At 60.8% G+C, this 19,487-nt stretch carries 14 protein-coding genes; 10 read left to right on the forward strand and 4 right to left on the reverse strand.

Annotated features, from left to right (window positions below; genetic code table 11):
* The first annotated feature begins 8 nt into the window (after positions 1 to 8).
* The 3 genes from tssM to BFP99_RS22235 are packed head-to-tail and all read left to right on the forward strand — an operon-like array spanning position 9 to position 4,944.
* Positions 9 to 3,383 carry a type VI secretion system membrane subunit TssM gene (gene tssM, locus BFP99_RS22225; protein WP_065948210.1) on the forward strand — a complete coding sequence of 1,125 codons (3,375 nt, stop codon included), beginning with the start codon at positions 9 to 11 and terminating at the stop codon, positions 3,381 to 3,383.
* Between the two features lie 5 nt (positions 3,384 to 3,388).
* Complete coding sequence (locus tag BFP99_RS22230) at positions 3,389 to 4,105, forward strand: PP2C family protein-serine/threonine phosphatase (RefSeq protein WP_074848182.1); 717 nt, start codon at positions 3,389 to 3,391, stop codon at positions 4,103 to 4,105.
* On the forward strand, positions 4,102 to 4,944 hold the full coding sequence (locus BFP99_RS22235; protein WP_065927139.1) for a serine/threonine-protein kinase: 843 nt from the start codon (positions 4,102 to 4,104) through the stop codon (positions 4,942 to 4,944). The genes BFP99_RS22230 and BFP99_RS22235 overlap by 4 nt, the downstream gene beginning before the upstream one ends.
* Positions 4,945 to 4,952: 8 nt before the next feature.
* On the opposite strand, the gene BFP99_RS22240 is transcribed toward BFP99_RS22235, so the two are convergent.
* Complete coding sequence (locus BFP99_RS22240) at positions 4,953 to 5,282, reverse strand: DUF6388 family protein (RefSeq protein ID WP_065927138.1); 330 nt, start codon at positions 5,280 to 5,282, stop codon at positions 4,953 to 4,955.
* 287 nt (positions 5,283 to 5,569) lie between these two features.
* On the opposite strand from BFP99_RS22240, the gene BFP99_RS22245 reads away from it, so the two are divergent.
* Positions 5,570 to 7,645 (forward strand): PTS sugar transporter subunit IIC/EAL domain-containing protein, encoded by a 2,076-nt coding sequence (locus BFP99_RS22245; protein ID WP_065948211.1) that lies wholly within the window; start codon positions 5,570 to 5,572, stop codon positions 7,643 to 7,645.
* On the opposite strand, the gene BFP99_RS22250 is transcribed toward BFP99_RS22245, so the two are convergent.
* The 3 genes from BFP99_RS22250 to BFP99_RS22260 are packed head-to-tail and all read right to left on the reverse strand — an operon-like array spanning position 7,642 to position 10,916.
* Entirely contained in the window at positions 7,642 to 8,475 is an 834-nt protein-coding gene (locus BFP99_RS22250) for a metal-dependent hydrolase (protein ID WP_065927136.1), read from the reverse strand. The two genes, BFP99_RS22245 and BFP99_RS22250, sit on opposite strands and share 4 nt — an antisense overlap.
* Positions 8,476 to 8,490: 15 nt before the next feature.
* Positions 8,491 to 9,381 (reverse strand): SDR family NAD(P)-dependent oxidoreductase, encoded by an 891-nt coding sequence (locus BFP99_RS22255; protein ID WP_065948212.1) that lies wholly within the window; start codon positions 9,379 to 9,381, stop codon positions 8,491 to 8,493.
* Positions 9,378 to 10,916 (reverse strand): flavin-containing monooxygenase, encoded by a 1,539-nt coding sequence (locus BFP99_RS22260; RefSeq protein WP_065948213.1) that lies wholly within the window; start codon positions 10,914 to 10,916, stop codon positions 9,378 to 9,380. Before BFP99_RS22260 ends, BFP99_RS22255 begins: the two co-directional genes overlap by 4 nt.
* A 275-nt stretch (positions 10,917 to 11,191) precedes the next feature.
* Here BFP99_RS22260 and BFP99_RS22265 point away from each other — a divergent pair, with 275 nt between their 5' ends.
* From BFP99_RS22265 to BFP99_RS22290, 6 genes are all read left to right on the forward strand, one after another.
* Entirely contained in the window at positions 11,192 to 12,190 is a 999-nt protein-coding gene (locus BFP99_RS22265) for an alpha/beta fold hydrolase (RefSeq protein WP_065948214.1), read from the forward strand.
* 294 nt (positions 12,191 to 12,484) lie between these two features.
* Positions 12,485 to 13,765, forward strand: a complete 1,281-nt coding sequence (locus tag BFP99_RS22270) for an alkane 1-monooxygenase (protein ID WP_065948215.1) — start codon at positions 12,485 to 12,487, stop codon at positions 13,763 to 13,765.
* Positions 13,766 to 13,882: 117 nt separating this feature from the next.
* On the forward strand, positions 13,883 to 14,377 hold the full coding sequence (gene praA / locus BFP99_RS22275) for an alkane oxidation protein activator PraA (RefSeq protein ID WP_065948216.1): 495 nt from the start codon (positions 13,883 to 13,885) through the stop codon (positions 14,375 to 14,377).
* Between the two features lie 123 nt (positions 14,378 to 14,500).
* Positions 14,501 to 14,995, forward strand: coding sequence for an alkane oxidation protein activator PraB (praB, locus tag BFP99_RS22280; protein WP_027608591.1), 495 nt, complete (start codon positions 14,501 to 14,503; stop codon positions 14,993 to 14,995).
* A gap of 131 nt (positions 14,996 to 15,126) precedes the next feature.
* Complete coding sequence (locus BFP99_RS22285; RefSeq protein WP_065927130.1) at positions 15,127 to 16,581, forward strand: outer membrane protein transport protein; 1,455 nt, start codon at positions 15,127 to 15,129, stop codon at positions 16,579 to 16,581.
* 254 nt (positions 16,582 to 16,835) lie between these two features.
* Positions 16,836 to 19,361, forward strand: coding sequence for an acyl-CoA dehydrogenase (locus BFP99_RS22290; RefSeq protein ID WP_065948217.1), 2,526 nt, complete (start codon positions 16,836 to 16,838; stop codon positions 19,359 to 19,361).
* Positions 19,362 to 19,487 lie beyond the last annotated feature (126 nt).

The following is a 19,487-nucleotide window of genomic DNA, read 5'->3' on the forward strand; positions in this document are numbered from 1 at the left end:
AGCAATGAATGAACGCATTCTTCAAGGGCGTGGGCACGGCGCTGCGCAAGACTTGGGTCTGGAGCCTGTTTGTGGTGTTCGCCAGCGCGTTGCTGGTGTGGTTTTTCGGGCCATTGCTGGCGGTGGACGACCATCGTTTCTGGCAGGGCGCTCCAGCTCGTCTGTTGACCATAAGCGGGTTATTCCTGCTGTGGGGGTTAGCGATGGTCATGGTCGACTCACGCCGTACCGCACGATTGAATCGGCGCGAGCACCAGGAGCGCCACCAACGCAAGGGGTTGATTGACGAAGAGCGGAGGCAGGTGCGGGGGCGTTTCAAGGAGGCGTTGCACACACTGAAAACCTCCCGTCGTTATGGCGAGCGCAATGAGCGTTGGCGCAACGACTTGCCGTGGTATCTGTTGCTCGGCCAGCAGGGCAGCGGCAGAACCTGTCTGCTGGCCGCCTGCGGATCGCAGTTCCCACTGGATCGGGAGGAAGCGATGGCACCGGGCGCAACCCAGTATTTTGATTGGTATCTCGCCGACGAAGCTGTCCTTGTCGAGAGCGCAGGGCGCTACCTGGCCCAACCCGACAGTGCCGTGGATGGGGCCGGTTGGGCGACGTTTCTGGACCAGCTCAGATTGCGGCGCAGGGCTCGCCCGCTCAATGGCGTGGTGGTGACGCTGGCGGTGGAGACGCTGCTTGGCAGCAATGATCGCGACCTGGACCTGCATGCGCGCCACGTGCACACCCGGTTGCAGGACGTACAGCAGATGCTGCATGTGGATGTGCCGATCTATCTGGTATTGACCCAGGCTGACCGGTTGCCGGGCTTTGTCGAGTTCTTTGATGCGTCCCAGGACGACGGCGCCGAAGCCCTGCTCGGAGAACCCGTGGCAACAGGTCCGGCCGGTACCGCGATCACCCAGGTTCGCGAAGCGTTTGAGGCGTTTCTGCAACGCCTTGGAGCAGAGCTGATTGCGCGTTTGCATCAGGAACGCGATATCGAACGTCGCGGGCTGATGCTCGATTTTCCTCGGCAGGCTGCGCAAATCGGTGAACGTTTGTGCCTGTTTGTGGAGTCTGCGTTCTCCTCTCATCGCTTTCAGCGTATTAACGGATTGCGTGGCTTTTACCTGACGAGTGCGCAGACTGCCGACAGGCGTTCCTACTTCGTCCAGGGCCTGTTCAACCGGGTGATTTTTGCCGAGGCCAATCTCGCCGGGCTGCAAACTCCGGAACGACAGCGTATCCGTCGACACCAAGGGTTGCTGGCGTTGGCCGCCTCCCTGGTCATTGTCGCGGCAGGGTGGCTGTGGGCACACAGTTATTCGATCAATCACCAGCGGCTGGTGCAACTGGCGCAACTGCTCAAGCCACAGCCGCCCGCGTCACCCGGTCTGGACGATACCCTGGTGCTCCTGCGTGTGCTGGACGACCGCCTGGCTGCGACCCAAGTGTTTCCAGCGTTGGCGGATGCCCGTGCGGTGGAGCGGGGCGGCTTGTATCAAGGGGAGGCGAGTCGGCCACTGTTGGTCAGTGCCTATGAAGACTTGCTGCACCAGCAGTTGTTGCCGCTGGTATCTACGATGCTTGAAGAACAGCTACGGGCCAGCCTTGGCGACCGCGAGGGGCTTTTGGACATCCTGCGGGCTTACCTGATGCTCAGTCTTCGCGAGCGGCGCGATAAGGTTTGGCTGGCGCAACGCGTGGCCGTTCATTGGGCTGTGCGCTATGCCGGTGATGCTTCGGTGCAGAAACGATTGAATGCACATTTTGCACGGCTGCTTGAGCGCCCCTTTGCGATGCCCTTGAACGTTGAGCTGGTCGCCGAGGCCCGCCAGGAACTGCGCGGCGAATCGTTGGCGGGCGTGGTCTATCGGGCGCTGCGTGACCAGGCGCGTGACCTTGAGCCCTTGCGCCTGGCCGAGGGGAAGGGGTTCGCAGCGATCGAGCAGCCCATCCCCGGCTTCTATACCCGGCGGTATGTGCAGTATTTCGAAAGGCAGGGCTCTCGGCTGGTGAATGCCATTGCTCAGGACAACTGGGTACTTGGGGAGGACGCAGACCTCAGCAGCCTGGATTTGCGCCAATTGATGCTGGAGCTCGAGCAGCGTTATTTCAGTGAGTACGCCGACACCTGGAGCCAAGCCATCGGCCAGGTGCGCCTGCAGGAAAGTGACAGCCTGAGCCAGCATGCTGACGGGCTTGCCAGCCTGGCGTCAGCGCAGTCGCCGTTGGTGCAGCTGTTGCGACAGGTTCGGGAAAACACACGCCTGCTGTCGACCAACGACCCCCTTGAGGCCTTGAGCCCGCCCGCCGGCGAGCTCGAGACCAGCGCTTCCAGCGTGTTGTCCAGCCCGTTGCATGGGCAGGCAAAGCCTGATTCTGCCCGGCGTGCACTGCAGCGTCGGTTCGAGCACCTGCACCAATTGCTGGACGCGGATCAGAACCCTGGAGCTGAACTGACGCAGGCGTTGCGGCTGCTCGATGAATGGCATCTGCAACTGGCGGCCCTTAACCGCGAAGCTACCCCAGGGCAGGCGGCATTCATGATGGCCAGGCAACGAATGGAAGGGCAGCAGCCATTGCTGGGGAATCTGCGGGATGCTGCCGGGCGCCTGCCGTTGCCGGTCAAGGGGTGGTTTGAAGGCATTGCCGATGACAGTTGGCGGCTGCTGCTCGATGATGCCTATGTGTATATAAATCAGCGTTACCAAAGTGAGGTCTATGGCTTTTACGCCAAGGCGATCCAGCGTCGGTACCCATTCAACCCACGGTCCGAGAGTGATGTTGCCCTTGGCGATTTCCAGGACTTTTTCAAGCCGCGGGGTGGCATGGCGCGCTTTTATGAAAGCTACCTGCGGGCCTTTGTCAGTGCCGAGTCCGGTCGCTATCGTCTACGCGGCCTGGATGGCCGTAGCCTGGCGCTGTCGCGCTCATTGCTGGACCAGCTGACGAAGGCCCAGGTGATTCGCCAGGGGTTTTTTACTGAGGACCAGGGGGAGTGGGCGGTTCGCTTCACGCTGGCCCCCTATAGCCTGGACCAGGCGGTTAGCCGAGCGATCCTGAGCATTGGTGATCAACACCTTGAATACCGCCATGGCCCGATCGTGCCCATGGCTTTCCAGTGGCCAGGCGAGGCGGACGATGGCCGTAGCAGCCTGGTGCTGGAGCGGGGGGCGGAGCGGCCGCTGGGTATGGAAAAAAACGCTGGTCCCTGGTCGTTGTTCCGGTTTTTCGAGCTGATGCAAAGTGAGCCTGGGAGTGGCCGGGGTTCTCGGCTGCTCAAGGCTGAGCTCGCTGGCACGCGTGCCACCTTCCTGCTCAACAGCCATCGCAACCCTGGTCCTTTTCAGATGGCGAACTGGCGCACCTTCCGTTTGCCGGAGCAACTGTGAGGCATGTGCATGCCGATGGGTGCAGCGCCGGGCGAACGGCGCGAGGCAAGACACGCGCGCGCAATGAGGATGCGTTCCTCGACTGCCCCCGGCGCGGTTGTTGGGCGGTAGCGGACGGAATGGGTGGGCATCTGGCTGGGGATTTGGCCAGCCACTGGGTCATCAGCAGCCTGGCTTCGTTGCCCGACCAAGGCAGCTTTGACGAACGGATCGATGCCATACGACGCTGCTTGCGATGGCTCGACCGTCAAATGGGGCAAGCCACGACGGAACAAGCTGCCCACGGCATCATGGGCAGCACCGTGGTTGCGTTGCTGCTGGAGGGTAATCGCGCAGCCTGCATCTGGGTCGGGGACAGCCGTTGCTATCTTTGGCGGGGACGACGTTTGTACCAACTGTCGCGGGACCATTCCCTGTGGCAGCAACTGATGGACAAGCAGCAGTTGAGCCTGGAACAGGCCCTGGCGCATCCGGATGCCAGGGCGCTGACCCGTGCCATTGGTGGTCGGCAGCCATTGAGCCTGGCGGTGCTGGAGTTCATTACCCAACCTGGGGATGTGTTTTTATTGTGCAGCGATGGTTTGTATCAGGGGCTCAGCCATGGCGAGTTGGGCAGCGCCCTGAGTGTGGGGCCGCCCCGCCAGGTAGTGGATCGGTTGTTTTCCGACGTGCTACGGGGGGCGGCCCAGGATGACCTGACGGCCGTGGTAGTCCAGCCATGAGCGAGGTCGCCGGCCCGCCGAAACTGCTTGCGGGGCGCTATCAGCTGGATCGGCTATTGGGCAGCGGTGGCATGGGAGTGGTCTACCGAGCCCGGGATATGCTGCACGAGGCGTTCGGCGAGCCCAACGCGTGGGTGGCTCTCAAGTTGTTGGGCGATACGCTTGCCGAATCTTCCGACGGCCATGTATTGCTGTACAGCGAGTTTGCCCTGACCCGGAGCCTGCGGCACGATCACGTGGTCAGAACGTACGCTTTCGAGGTCGATACTCCGCGTCAGGTTGCGTTCTTCACCATGGAATTGCTGCAGGGCAGGACCCTTGACCGCATCCTCTCGGAGTGCCCGTATGGATTGCCGTGGCGGGAGTTGCAACCCATCGCCCTGCAACTGTTGGATGCACTGGCTTATGCCCACAGGCAGGGCGTTCTGCATGGCGATGTGAAACCGGCCAATATCATGCTGGGCGAGCAGGGAGTGCGGCTGTTCGATTTCGGCCTGGGCCATGCCGAGGCGGAGCAGGCTGCGGGGCTGCCCACCTTGAGTCGCAGTCGCTTTAAGGCTTGGACGCCCGGGTATGCGGCGCCGGAACTGGTGGCCGGGGGAAACATCTCCGCCAGGGCCGACTTGTATGGCGCCGCCTGCGTAATCTATGAGCTCGCCCAGGGACGGCGCCCCGGCGAGCATCAGTCGGATCAGCCATTGTCCAGGCCTCGGCAATTGCCTCGGCGGTGTTGGCCGGCATTGCGTTCTGCGCTGGCCCTGGACCCTGAGTGCCGAACCATTGCCGTCGAGGAGTTGTGCGAAGCGATGAATAGACGACGGCGCTACTGGTTTGTGTAGTGGGCGTGTCAATCAGCCAAATCATGCAGTTGGCAGTATTCGGTCCAACTCAAGCCGGCCATCTGGGCAACTTCCTTGTGTACTTCCAGGCGCCGCGCCTCGAAGTCAGCAGGGGACTGGCTGGTCAGCCTGAGGGTCAGCTCCCAGGCAAACAAACCCTGGCGTTCTGCTTCTGCCTCGAAGGCTTCATGCAGCCGTTCGGCGCGGTACTGTGCCAGGGTTTCACCCTTGGCCTGAGCGGCCAGTGGGTTCAGGGTGTTCAGTTCGGCAGCCACATCGGGATGTTCGTTCAGGAATCGATCCAGCGCGAGCTGGTGGTTATCGCCGGGAGGTGACAAGGGCGTGCTCCAAATCAGGTGGGACCAGGCCTCGGTTTCTGGCGCGAGGCAAGCCGTGTGTGCATAAGCAACACGGATAACGGGTATTGAAGCAGATTCCAGGACCGGTCCAGATCAGAAAATTAAATTATTGGAGATGCCCGGCTTTGACTGTCACTCATTGCTGGAAATTCACCGATACCCATGGCAAAGGACTTTCGCTCCCGGTGCCAGGACGTGTAGCGTTAGCCCCGGTGCTTCCGACCCTGCTTTCCAAGGGCAGCGGGCGATGGGCAGAGGGATGGGTCATGGCGCAAACGCTGTTCAAACTTTTCTTTACCCAGCGCCTGGCCGCTTTGGCCAGTGCCGATTCGTTGCGAGCGATCCGCGAAGGGCTGCTGTGGATCTTGCCGTGCCTGCTGGTGTCGGCGGCCTTTCTGATCCTGTCCGAATGCGCTCGGGTGTTGGGCTGCAGCCCGCAGGTGGTGAGCTTCCTGGCGGGGTTGCACAATCAGATCAGTTCGGTGATCCCGTGGCTGGTGGCCGCCTCCATTGGCTACATGCTGGCGATCCAGCACCGCCTGCCGCAATTGCCGGTGGCGTTCCTGTGCCTGGCCCATGTGGTCTTGGCGACGTTTATCCTGCGGGAATATCCCCGGGCATCGGCCACCTTCCTGCTGTTTATTGCTATTGCCTCGCCGCTGCTGAATGTACCGGCCTTGGCCTGGCTGCACCGTTTTCGCTGGACGCGCCTGGTCAACGAAGACCTGGTGGGGCACAACCTGCGAGGCACGATCAATATGGTGGTGCCAGGGGCCATTACCGCCCTGGCGCTGGTGGCAGCGCTGTCCTTGTTGTTGCAGATACCCTATGTGGCGCAGTTGCAGGGCCCCCAGGTGCTCGATGCGCTGGAATCGCCCTACGGCAGCGGTTTGTTTGTCACCCTGATGAACTCGCTGTTGTGGTTTTTCGGCGTTCACGGCGTCTATGCCATGCAACCGCTGTTTGATGTGCTGGACCAGGCCGTGGTGCTCAACGGCGCCGCGTTGGCAGCGGGCGAGCCAATCAGGTATGTGCTGAACGGCGGCCTGTTGGGCAGCTTTGCCTTTATCGGTGGTTCGGGCGGTGCGTTGTGTTTGTTGATCGCAATCCTGCTGTTTTCCAAGAGCCAGTCCATGCGCCTGGTGGCCGTGGCGAGTTTGCCGCTCTCGCTGTTCAACGTCAGTGAAGTCCTGCTGTTCGGCCTGCCGATCATCCTCAACCCGCGTCTGTTCATTCCGTTTCTACTGGTGCCTGCGCTGAACGCAACGGTGGCGCTTACCGTGGTGCAACTGGGCTGGGTATCCCCGGCGGTGGCCAGCGTCCCGTTTACCGCACCGGTGTTGCTCAATGCCTACCTGAGTACTCATGGCGACCTGGCGGCAGTCGCGCTGCAAGTGACGCTCCTGGGCCTGGGCACGCTGGTGTATGCACCCTATGTGCGCGCGATTCATCGCCAGGCTGCCGAAGGTGGCACGGTGTACCTCAAGTCCCTGGACATGACCTTCCGCGGCCTGGAAGAAAAAGGCCGGCTGCGCGAACTGGACCCGGTCCTGGCTTCCCACAAGGCCCTGGCGCGCCAGGCCAATGAACTGAATCGCATCCAGCAGATCAGCGATTATGAGTTCTATCTTGAATACCAGCCCCAGGTCTCGACCCGCACCGGGCTGTGTACTGGCTGCGAAGCGCTGATGCGCGCCCGCGATGCCCAGGGTACGGTGCATTCACCGTGGGAGTTCCTGCAATGGCTGGCCCAGGCGCGGTTGATGCCGGACGTGGATATGTGGGTGGCATCCCAGGCGATTCGCCAATACCAGAAATGGCAGAAACTCGGCTTTACCCTGCCGATGACCATCAATATTTCCAGCGCCACCCTGACCGACGCCGCCCACGGCGAGCGCCTGGTGGAGATCCTCGCCCAGGCCCATGGCCAGGTATCGGTGGAGATCACCGAAGACGCGCTGGTCAGCGATATCCCTGCCACGCGCCAGAACATCCAGAAACTGCAGAGCATCGGCGCCAAGGTCTATATCGATGATTTCGGCACCGGGTTTTCGGCCTTGAGTTACCTGCACCAGTTCCCGGTGGACTTCATCAAGATCGATCGCAGTTTTGTGGTGGCGCAGCACGATCCCAAGGGCGCCCAGGTCCTGACCGGCATGCTGCGTTTCTGCGAAGCGCTGAACCTGGGCGTGGTGGTGGAGGGCGTTGAGACCGCCGAGCAGTTGGCCTTCTTGAACACCGGCGCCGAGCTGATTATCCAGGGCTGGTATTTCAGCAAGGCACTGCCGGGGGACCAGTTGGAAAGCTTTGTGCGCCAGCGTGCGGCCATGGCGCAGGTCTAGTAGCCGCGTTGGGTTTGTTCGATCTCCTCGACCAAGCGATCGATACCCGCCAGGCGTGCACGGTTGTCGTGATCCCAGGGGTGAAAGCCGGGTTTGAAGTAGTGCAACCACGGCCGCAGCATGCGTGGGAAGACGCCCTTGGGGCCATAAAGAAATTTCAACATGCGCCAGAAGCCTTTGAGGTGCCCACCCGCCTTGCGGTCGGCAATCAACAGCCGCACATGAAAATCCAGCACCACCAGCCAGAAAAACACCGTAGTTGTCAGCATGGTTCCGGTGCGCAGCAGGTAACGCTTGGGCCCGGGTTTGATCACCGTGTTCCACACATCAAAGGCCACGGCCTTGTGTTCGGTCTCTTCCAGGGCGTGCCAATACCACATCTGCTGGTAGCCCTTGAGCGAATCGCCAAAGCGCGACGGGTCACTCAGGAGGATTTCCGCGAGCATCGCCGTGTAGTGCTCAAGGGCAATGGTGATCGCCAGGTTGAACGACGGTGCGAAGTGTTTCTTCTGCAGATCGAGAATGAATTTAAGCCGACGGTCCAGGGTGTGCGCCGGAAGCCCGGCTGCTTGCATCAGGTCGTTATAGGCCACATGTTCGCGGCTGTGCATGGCCTCCTGGCCGATAAATCCCTGGATCTGTTTCTTTAGCGCCGGATCGTCGACGCGTTGGCGGTAGTGACGCACGCTGTCCATGAAAAACAGTTCGCCCTGGGGGAACAGCAGCGACAAGGCATTGAAGAAATGCGTGATGAACGGGCCCTGTTCGTGCCAGTCGGTGATGCGTTCGGCGGGCAGGGCAAAATGGAGGTCGCGGCGGATCGGCAACATGATTCGTGCTCCTGTTCAGAGACGGGGCTCGTCGTTGGTTTCAAACACTGGCCTGCGTTGCTTGGGGGCCATGCGCTTGCTGGCCAGCACCACCAGCGCTTGATAGGCCGCCGGCAGGCAACGGGCGAGCAGGTCGAGGAAATACGCGTCGCGGCCTATCAGCACGCGACGCTTGTTTTTGCGGACGCCTTGCAGGATCACCTTGGCGGCCTGGTCGGCATCGGTGATGAAGAGTTTTTCGAAGTCGGCGCGGGCCTGCTGTTCGCTGTGGATCAGGAAGCCGGTCATGTTCGCGTCGATGCGGCTGCTGCGACAGATATCGGTGCGGATGCCGCCGGGGTGCACGCAGGTGGCCGAGACGCCGCAGCGTTGCAGGTCCAGCTCCTGGCGCAGGGCTTCGGTAAAGCCGCGCACGGCGAATTTGGTCGCGTTGTAACCGCTCATGCCGGGCTGGGCAAACAGGCCGAACACGCTGGACGTGTTGATCACATGGCCGTCGCCGCTGGCCTTGAGGTGCGGCAGGAACGCCTTGGTGCCGTGGACCACGCCCCAGAAGTTGATGCCGACGATCCATTCCAGGTCGGCGTAGTCCACGCCTTCGACCGTACTCGACAGGGCCACGCCGGCGTTGTTGAACACCAGGTTGACCTGGCCATGCTCGGCCACGCAGCGCGCCGCCCAAGCCTCCATGGCCTGGCGGTCGGACACATCCAGGACCTGGGTGGTAATCGTCACCGGCGCCAGGGTTGAGGTCTTGATCAGTGCCAGGGTCTGCTCCAGGCCTTGGGCGTTTTTGTCCGCCAGTGCCAGGTGGCAACCTTCACGCGCGAGGGCCAGGGCCAAGGCGCGGCCCATGCCGGACGCCGCGCCGGTAATCGCCGCCACGCGGCCGTTGAATGACTTCATGACAGGCTACCTTCTGCGGTGGAATGGGGCGTCGGCATCGGCCGGGTAGGGGCATTGACCGGCCCCAGGCCGGCCACGTAGTCCTTGAGCGCAAACTGCCGGGTCACCTGCTTGAAACGCCAGGTCGAGCCGGGCCACAGGGTGGTGTTCTTGCCGGTGCGTGGGTCGAGGTACCAGCTCTGGCACCCGCCGGTGTTCCAGATGGTGCGTTTGAGCTGGTCTTGCAGGTGCTGGTTGTAGGCGCTCTCCACTGCGGGTTTGACGTCCACCGTGGCGATGCGATGTCGCTGCATTTGCTTGAGCGCGTCGAGGATGTAGGTGACCTGCGCCTCGATCATCAGGATCATCGAGTTATGCCCCAGGCCGGTGTTGGGCCCGATGATCAGAAACAGGTTGGGATAGCCCGGCACCGTGGTGCCCTTATAGGCGTGTGCGCCGTCGCGCCAGATGTCCATCAGGTCCACACCGTCGCGACCGATGATGCAGTCCCGGGGCAGTGGGTCGGTGGCCTGGAAACCGGTGCCGAAGATCAGGCAATCGGCCGGGTGCTTGATCCCGTCGGCGGTGATCACACCGTCGGCTTCGATACGCAGGATGTTGTCGGTCACCACCTCGACATTGCTGCGCGACAGCGCCGGGTAGTAGTCATTGGAGATCAGCACACGCTTGCAGCCAATGGTGTAGTCCGGCGTCAGGGCCTTGCGCAGGGAAGGGCGCGGCACTTGTTTGCGAAGGTGGCGCAGGGCGACTTTCTGCACCATTTTCATCAGCTGCGGATGCAGCGCAAATCCCAGCACACGGCCTTCCAGTGCCCAGTAGAAGGCGCCACGCACCAGGCGCTGGGTAACAGGCAGGTGTCTGAACAGCCAGCGTTCGAACGCTGAAATCCCGCGGTCGGGCTTGGGCATGATCCACGGTGGAGTGCGCTGGAACAGATCCAGGTGCGCCACCTGCGGCGCAATCTGCGGCACGAACTGGATGGCACTGGCCCCTGTGCCGATCACCGCCACGCGCTTGCCCTTCAAGGCGTATGCGTGATCCCACTGCTGGGAGTGGAAGCGCTTGCCCTTGAAGGTTTCCAGCCCCGGAATCTCCGGCAGCGCCGGGCGTGCCAGGGCGCCCATGCCCGACACCAGCACCCGCGCACTGACGTGGCGGCCATCGCTGAAACTCAACTGCCAGCGTTGTAGCTGTTCATCGAACACCGCGCGCTTTAGGCCCATGCCGAAACGCAGGTAGGGCGCCAATCCGAAGCGCACCGCGCAGTCTTCCAGGTAGGCGCGGATTTCCGCTTGCGGCGCGAACTGCCGAGTCCAGTCCGGGTTGGGTGCAAAGGAAAACGAATACACGTGGGACTGCACATCGCAGGCGCAACCGGGGTAATGGTTGTCCCGCCAGGTGCCGCCGAGGGTGTCGGCCTGCTCGGCGATAAAGAAGTCGGTGAGCCCCGCTTCCTTGAGTTTGATGGCCATGCACAGGCCGGCAAAACCCGAACCGATGATGGCGATGTCGATGGAATCACTGTGGGCATTCATAGGCGGTCCTTCATGGGCATCGGATGTGCTCCTGTTTTTGTTGTGTCTTTTAGATAGAACACCATTGCAAAGAAAAATTGAATTAATTATTTTAAAAAAGATTTTAAATAATCTACCTGAAAATAGCGCCTACGCTAGGACCTTGTGCCTTATGTGCGACTTGTCCGACGGACGAGCGTGGTACGCACGCCGTTCAGGTCCAGGGTGTGGACGTTGGCCGAGGCCTTGATCAATTCCGGTCAGGTCGGCGGTCACAGGGAAGCCGAGGACGAGCTATGGCTGTGCAATGGGTGACTGCTGCAGGTGTGCTGGTGGGGGCAAGTGCGGTGCTATGGGGTTTCAGCGCCTGGATGACACGGCGCATCGAAGCCGCTGTTCCGATCAACGGGCGCTTCGTGGAGGTGAATGGCGAGCGCTTTCATTATGTGGAAGAGGGCGAGGGCCCGCCCCTGGTGATGATTCACGGGCTGATGGGCAGCAGTCGCAACCTGACCTATGCCTTGTCCCGCCAGTTGCGTGAGCACTTTCGGGTGATCACCCTCGACCGTCCCGGGTCGGGGTATTCCACGCGGCATAAAGGTACCGCTGCGGACTTGCCGGCCCAGGCGCGGCAAGTCGCGGCCTTCATCAACCAGCTTGGCCTGGACAAACCCTTGGTGCTCGGGCATTCCCTCGGCGGCGCGATTTCCCTGGCCCTGGCCCTCGATCATCCTGAGGCTATATCGGGCCTGGTGCTGGTGGCACCGTTGACCCATCCCCAACCCAGGTTGCCGCTGGTGTTCTGGTCGCTGGCGGTGCGACCGGCCTGGTTGCGACGCTTTGTGGCCAAAACCCTCACCGTGCCCATGGGCCTGTTGACTCGACGTTCGGTGGTCAAGGGCGTGTTTGCGCCGGACGCCGCTCCCGAGGATTTCGCCACCCGGGGCGGCGGCTTGCTGGGTATGCGCCCCGACAACTTTTACGCCGCCTCCAGCGAGATTGCGCTGGTCAACGACTGCCTGCCCGGGATGGTCAAGCGCTACCCCCAAATGGCCCTGCCCATCGGCCTGATCTGTGGCGCGCAGGACAAGGTGCTGGACTTCCGCCGGCATGGCCAGGCCCTCGCCGATAAAGTGCCCGGCCTCAAGCTGCAAGTGGTGGAAGGGCGCGGCCACATGCTGCCGATCACCGCCACGGCGCGGGTGGTCGAGGCCGTGCTGCACGTGGCCAAGCGCGTGCGCCCGGTGGAAACGGCCACGGTCCTGCATCCGCCCTTTGCCTTGGCGAACAAATAATCGTGGCCCTCATCGCCGGGTCGAACGTCGCAAATGCCTGCCCTAGAGACCTGACCAAACAGCTGAAAAACAGACTGTCCAGTCACGTAAAAAAGGCCTCGAAAAAGTAGTTGACGACCTAACGATTCCGCGCTATTTATTTAAAAAAATATTTCAATATTTATTTTGAAATGATTTTTGAAATGCCTAAGAGCGAATAAAAATGAAAAAAACGTCTTTTATCGCATGGTTGATTTCCCGGAGCACCCAGCGCTCCCTGAACCTGTTTTCCGCCTGCCTGCCAAGGAGGCTGCCATGAACCGGACTCTGGCAGCGCCAAGCGTTTGGACCGACGGCAAGCGCCACCTGTGGTGGTTGGGCATCCTGCCATTGGCCACCCCTCTGTTGTCCGGCGCACTCGCCATTGCCACCGGCATCCAGCAACTGTGGTGGATCGGCGTACTGGTGATCTTTGGCCTGATCCCCCTGATCGACGGGCTGCTCGGCGAAGACATCAGTAACCCGCCCGAATCCGCCGTCAACCACCTGGAATCCCAACGCTACTACCGCTGGATCGTCTACACCGGTGTGCTGTTCGTCATCTCGTCGGTGGTGATTACCGGATGGCTGGCCGCCGGCGGCATCGACTGGATCATCCGGGGCGGCCTGCTGCACGCTACCGCCAACCTTGAACCTTCCAGCTGGCTGGCCAACGCCGCCGGTTACATCACTGAGCGTGCGCAACTGCATGGCCAACCAAGCTGGTTTACCTACCTGGGCATGGCCATGTCCACGGGGGCTGCCACCGGTATCGCGATCAACACGGCCCATGAACTGGGGCACAAGCCCAATGCCCTGGAAGTGTTCCTCGCCAAGGTCACCCTGGCGCCGACCTTCTACGGGCACTTCTACACCGAGCACAATCGTGGCCACCATGTGCGCGTCGCCACGCCGGAAGATCCCGCCAGCTCGCGGCTGGGTGAAAGTTTCTGGGCCTTCCTGCCGCGCTCGGTGTGGTTCAGCGCACACTCGGCCTGGAACCTGGAGCGCGAGCGCCTGCGCAAACTCGGCCTGCCGGCCTGGCATTGGAAAAACGCTGTGCTCAGTGCCTGGATGTACAGCGTGGTGTTGTGGGGCGCGATGATTGCCTGGCTCGGGGCAGCGGTGATTCCGTTCCTGGTTATCCAGGGCATCTACGGCTTCTCGTTGCTGGAAGTGGTGAACTATGTAGAGCACTACGGCCTTAAACGCCAGAAGTTGCCCAACGGTCGTTATGAACGGTGTTCTCCTCGGCACTCCTGGAACAGTAATCGGATTGTCACCAATATCTTTCTGTTCCAACTGCAGCGGCACTCCGATCATCACGCCAACCCGACGCGCAGTTATCAGTCGTTGCGCCACTTCGATGAGTCGCCGCAACTGCCTTATGGTTACGCGAGCATGATTGTCTGGGCGTATGTACCGTACTTGTGGCGGCGGCGCATGGATCATCGAGTCCTTAATCATTATGCCGGGGATATCACCCTGACCAATCTTCAACCTTCACAGCGTTTGAAGTACCTGGAGAAGTACAGCGGCAGTGCCAAGCCGTTTTGATCTGAAGTAACACTTAGTTTTGTTGTGTGCTCGGGGCCTGATTGCCGCGCAGGATTTTATCGCCCCGAGAAAGTGCTTTGACCCGAACAAAAATAATGAAAGGGAAGGACGTACACCATGCAAACACCTGCCAAGTTCACCACCCATATCGTATTGGCCGTGCTGGGCCTGATCACCTATCACCAGGCCCAGGCCGCGCGTATCGAACCGGCGGGCAGCGCCTTTACCGCCCAGGGCCCGATCAGCTTCTCCAAAGGCGCGCTGATCAGCGCCGATTGCACCATCAAGGTGGCCGGCAAGGTCGCTGCGGACGGTTCCTCGGTCAATGTCGACAAAGTCGAATTCGACGGCGGCCTCAAGTGCAGTCGCGTCGAAGCCATCAACTTGCCGTGGATCCTGGTCGCCAAAGATACCAGAAGCGGTTCCATGTCGAAGATCAGTGTCGATGTTCACGCTTTCGGCCTGGGCGGCAAGTGCGGGCCTTCCACCGCCGATGGCACCTGGGATAACGCCACCGGCAAGTTGGAAGCCGCCAATGTACCGATTGGCGAAGACTGCAAGATCAAGCAGGTGTCGATCAAGATGCCGCCGAACTTCAAAGTTGTTGAGTAACGTGCTTCGGTAATTGAATTGAAATTTGGCTGGAAAGGGAAGTTCTGCAGTTTCACCGTGACCTCTCGTTCATGGCCATTACCCCCTGGCGAAATGACTCGCCATAACATGTGAGGAAAAACAATGAAAAGCTTGAAAACCCTCGTATCGTTGTCTGCTTTGGCTGTTTGCATGGGTGCTGCGTCGATGGCCAATGCCTATAGCATCACCCCGGTGAACTCGAGCTTCACTGCGCCAGGCACCATTTCGGTGAAGTCGCCATCGTCGTTCCAGGCCACTGTTAACTGCGGCGCAACTTTTACCGGGAACGTCGATGCCAGCGGTGTGGCAAAAATCACCGGTGTGGCGGTGACCGGCGGTGGTCTTTGTGCGCTGCCGAAAATCACCGGTCTGCCATGGACCTTGACCGCCACCGGTGCCGCTGCGGGCTCGGTCAGCAACGTTGGTTACACCATCGCCGCGTCGGTTCTGTATCCGGCGTCCAATTGCGGTCCGTCCACCATCACCGTGGGCTACAGCGGTGGTGTACTGACCGCCTCCAACCAGACCCTGAGTGGTAGCTGCACCGTGGTGAGCCTCAGCGTTACCCCAAGCCCGACATTTACCATCGTGCCTTGATGGGCAACTGACACACCGGGCTGATCACCTGTTGAAAGACTGGCGCCTCGATCGGGCGCCAGTTTGTGAACTGCCGGAAGCAAAACGAACCGGCGGGGCCGGCTCAGAGAAATAACAATAAGGAGTGCCGCATGAATAATAAGAAACAACACGTGCAGGTTTTGCTGGGGCTGGCACTGATAGGCGGGGCGATGGTGAACGCGCCTGCACAGGCCGGCGGTTTTTCAACACCGACCTACGGCGCACCCGGTTGGGGCCGGGCATTTGCCGGTGGCTCGTTGTTCAAGAACGATCCCAGTTCCGCGTACAACAACCCGGCGGCCATGGCGTTTGTCGAACACAACGTGGCGCAATTTACCGTCGACTACGCCCGCATCAAGATCAAGTACAAAGGTGACGCCTCTGATTATGCAGGCAACCCGATTTCCAATACGCCCTTGGACGCCAATGGTTTTCCCGACGTCGCATCGACCACGGTGAATAACAACGACGGCGGCCAAGGCGGGTTCACTGCCTGGTTGCCAACCGGTTTCATGGTCATGCCCCTGGGGGATCGGTTCGCTTTCGGCCTGAGCCAGGTAGTGCCGCAGGGTATGCGCTCCACTTGGGATCAGGACTCGAAACTGCGCGACTTTGCAGTGGACACCAAAATTGAAACCGTAGGATTGACCGGATCCCTGTCCTTTAAGGTGAATGATCAATTTTCTATCGGCGGTGGCGTGATCGTGCAACACAGCAAGGGCTTCGTCAGTCAAAACGTGGACTTGTTGTCTGCCGCCGCGGTGTCCGATTCCGTGCTGGGCGGGATCAATTTTCCGTCTGATGTCGGCAGTGCCTTGATGCGTGTGAAGGTCGACAACATTTCAGCGGGCTGGTTTACCGGCATTGTTTGGAAACCCACGGAGCGAGACACCCTTGGCTTGAATTACCACGCCAAGATCAAGAACAAGATGACCGGCAAATATAATATTTACGCCGATCAGTTTTCCTACAACCTGATGACCCAGCCAAGTCCGTTTGGCGGTAGCGGTACGTTGGTGAATACCGCTTATCCAGGGTTAGAGCTGGCACCGGACGGCGCCCATGCCAGTGTCCAACTGGACATTCCTGCCACGGCCGGCCTGGACTGGGTACACCAGTTCAACGATCGCTTCACGATGGGGGCCAGTGTGACCTGGACTGAGTGGTCCTCTTTCAAAGACCTGACGCTCGAGTCCGGTGGCACCACCATTGTGTCCATTCCCTACAACTACAAGAACACCTGGATGTACTCCCTCGGCGGTGACTACCGCTTGACCGATGAGTTGACCTTGCGTGCAGGTGTAGCCCTTGACCAGACACCTACACGCAATTCGACCCGCGACCCGCGAATCCCGGATGGCGACCGTACATTCCTGTCGTTGGGGGCTGGTTACGATGTGAAAGCAATCAAGGGCCTCAGTCTTGACTTGGCCTATTCCCACCAGTTCGTGCAAGAGGTCAAGCTCAAGACTCAAAACGTCGATCGTCTGGGTGGCGCAAGCCTGAATGGCAAGGCGGAGTCGTCGGGCGATGTGGTGAGCGTGTCGGCCACCTACGCGTTCTGATATTTCATAGAGGGTGATGGAAAAGGCACCAAGCGCATCTTGATGCCTTCACCCTCATTCCACGTCAACAGTTCCTTGAGTATTGGCATTCCAGGCTGATTCATTCAGCCGCTATTTTTTCGTCCAGGTATTAAATAAAAATTTCAAAACAAAATTTGAATTTGTCTTTCCAAGTTTGTAGTGTGGCTTTACGCCGCAGGTCGATCCGACCTTTCGCACGTAAACCACGCCCTGAATCGAGTAGAGGTATCCCCATGGTTATCTGGTTATTGGTGGGTGTCGCAGCCGCGATTGCCCTGGCGTATCGACAAGCTGCCGCCATCCTGTGGTTGGGCGCTGGCCTGATCTGGCTGACAGCGGGCTACCTGTTCAATGGAGTGGCGGCTTTCGGCGCCACCGTCGCGGCCGTGCTGGTGGTATTGCCGGCGTTGTTGATGAGCCTTAAACCGCTGCGCCGCGCGCTGTTGACCGGCAAGGCCCTCAATCTGTTTCGCACGATCATGCCGGCGATGTCCGACACCGAACGCGCCGCCATCGAGTCCGGCACCGTGTGGTGGGACGCCGAGCTGTTCAGCGGCAAGCCCGACTGGCAGCGCCTGCTGCAAGCGGCCCCGGCGAGCCTGAGCGCCGAGGAGCAAGCCTTCCTCGACAATGAAGTGGAAACTTTGTGCGATATCGCCAACGACTGGGAAACCACCCAGGTCTGGCAGGACATGTCCCCCGAAGGCTGGCAGTACACCAAGGACGCCGGCTTCCTTGGCATGATCATTCCCAAGCAGTACGGCGGCAAAGGCTTCTCCCACTACGCCCATTCCCAAGTGGTGATGAAGCTGTCGACGCGCTGCTCGGCGGCGGCGATTTCGGTGATGGTGCCCAACTCCCTGGGCCCGGCCGAACTGCTGCTGCATTACGGTACCGACGCCCAGCGCAATTACTACCTGCCGCGTTTGGCCCGGGGCGAAGACATCCCGTGCTTTGCCCTGACCAGCCCGTATGCCGGCTCCGATGCCGGGGCGATTCCCGATCTGGGCGTCGTCTGTAAAGGCACCCATGAAGGCCAGGAAGTACTGGGTTTCCGTGTGACCTGGGACAAGCGCTATATCACCCTGGGACCGATCGCCACGGTGCTCGGTCTGGCGTTTCGCGCGGAAGATCCGGACGGATTGCTGGGGCCGAAAGGCTCTCTCGGCATCACCTGTGCCCTGATCCCCACCTCCCATCCCGGCGTAAACAGTGGTCGCCGGCACTGGCCGCTCAATGCCGTATTCCAGAACGGCCCGACCACCGGCAAGGATGTGTTCATCCCGCTGGAGTGGGTGATCGGCGGCCGCGAACAGGTCGGCAACGGCTGGCGCATGTTGATGGAGTGCCTGGCCGCCGGCCGCGCCATTTCCCTGCCGTCGGCCAACGTCGGCCTGGGCAAGGTCGCGGTGCGTGGTACCACGGCCTACGCGGCGATGCGCAAACAGTTCGGCTTGCCCATCGGCAAGTTCGAAGGGGTGCAGGCGCCGCTGGCGCGCATGGCCGGGCACCTGTATGCCTGCGATGCGGTGCGCAAGGTCTCGGTGGCTTCATTGGATGCCGGTGAGAAACCCTCGGTGATCTCGGCCATCGCCAAGTACCACGTCACCGAACGCGCGCGGATGATCGTCAACGACGGCATGGACATCGTCGCCGGCAAGGGCATCTGCATGGGCCCCAATAACTTCCTGGCCCGTGCCTATCAGCAAAGCCCCATCGCCATCACGGTGGAAGGCGCGAACATCATGACGCGCTGCCTGATCATCTTTGGCCAGGGCCTGATTCGTTGCCATCCCTATGTGTTCCGCGAAATGGAAGCGGCGCGCAACCAGGACCGGCGCCAGGCGCTGGAAGACTTTGATAGCGCGATGTTCGGCCATGTGAGCTTTGTATTGGCCAACACCGTACGTGCGGCGGTGCATGCCCTGACCGGCGGGCGCCTGATTTCCGCACCGGCCAAGACCGACCCGGCGCTGGCAACCTACTATCGCCAGGCCAATCGTCTGTCGGTGGTGCTGGCGCTGATCTCGGATATTTCCATGGGCGTGCTGGGCGGTGCCCTCAAGCGCAAGGAAAGTATCACCGGGCGTTTGGGCGATATTCTGTCGCAGCTGTACATCCTGTCTTGCGTGCTCAAGCGCTTTGAGGACGACGGCCGACCCCAGGCAGACCTGCCGCTGGTGCATTGGGCGGCACAGGACGCATTGCTGCGTGCCCATGAAGCCCTTGCCGAAGTGCTGGATAACTACCCCTCCACAGCGGCGGCGGCGGTGCTGCGTGGTTTGACGTTCCCGTTCGGTATTCCGTTGCGCAAACCTTCGGATCAGCTGCTGGCCCAGGTGGCCGATGTGGTGCAGATCCCCGGCGAAACACGCGACCGCCTGCTGGCCAATTCCTACATTCCGCGTCCGGAAATCGACAAGCTGGCCTACGGCGAGTTGGGCTTGCGCCTGCTGCCGCAAGTCGAGCTGATCGACGCCCGGCTCAAGCCGGCCATCAGGCAAGGCCTGCTCGAACCGATGCCGATTGCCGCCACGGCCTTCACCGCCTGGCGCGTCAAGGCGCGGGCGCTGGACCTGATCAGCGACGACGAAGACGCCTTGCTGGCGCGCTATGTGGAATACGCCGACCACGCTATCCAGGTGGATGACTTCCCCCAGGACTTCGGTTTGCTGGAGGCGTTGCAGCAGCGCAGGCAGGCGTTGGAACCGGTCGCCAAGCGGCGCAGCAGCCAAAGCGAAAACGCCTCGGTCAACTAGGACAAACGCGGTCAATGTGGGAGAGGGATGGGTCCAATGCCAGTCATGTAGGAGCGAGCTTGCTCGCGAAGAACGTCTAAGCAACGCGTTCATTCTGGAGAAACGTGGTGGCCCTGAGTTTCTTCG

It is taken from the genome of Pseudomonas sp. 1 R 17 (assembly GCF_900067035.1).
In the GTDB taxonomy this organism is placed as follows: domain Bacteria; phylum Pseudomonadota; class Gammaproteobacteria; order Pseudomonadales; family Pseudomonadaceae; genus Aquipseudomonas; species Aquipseudomonas marginalis.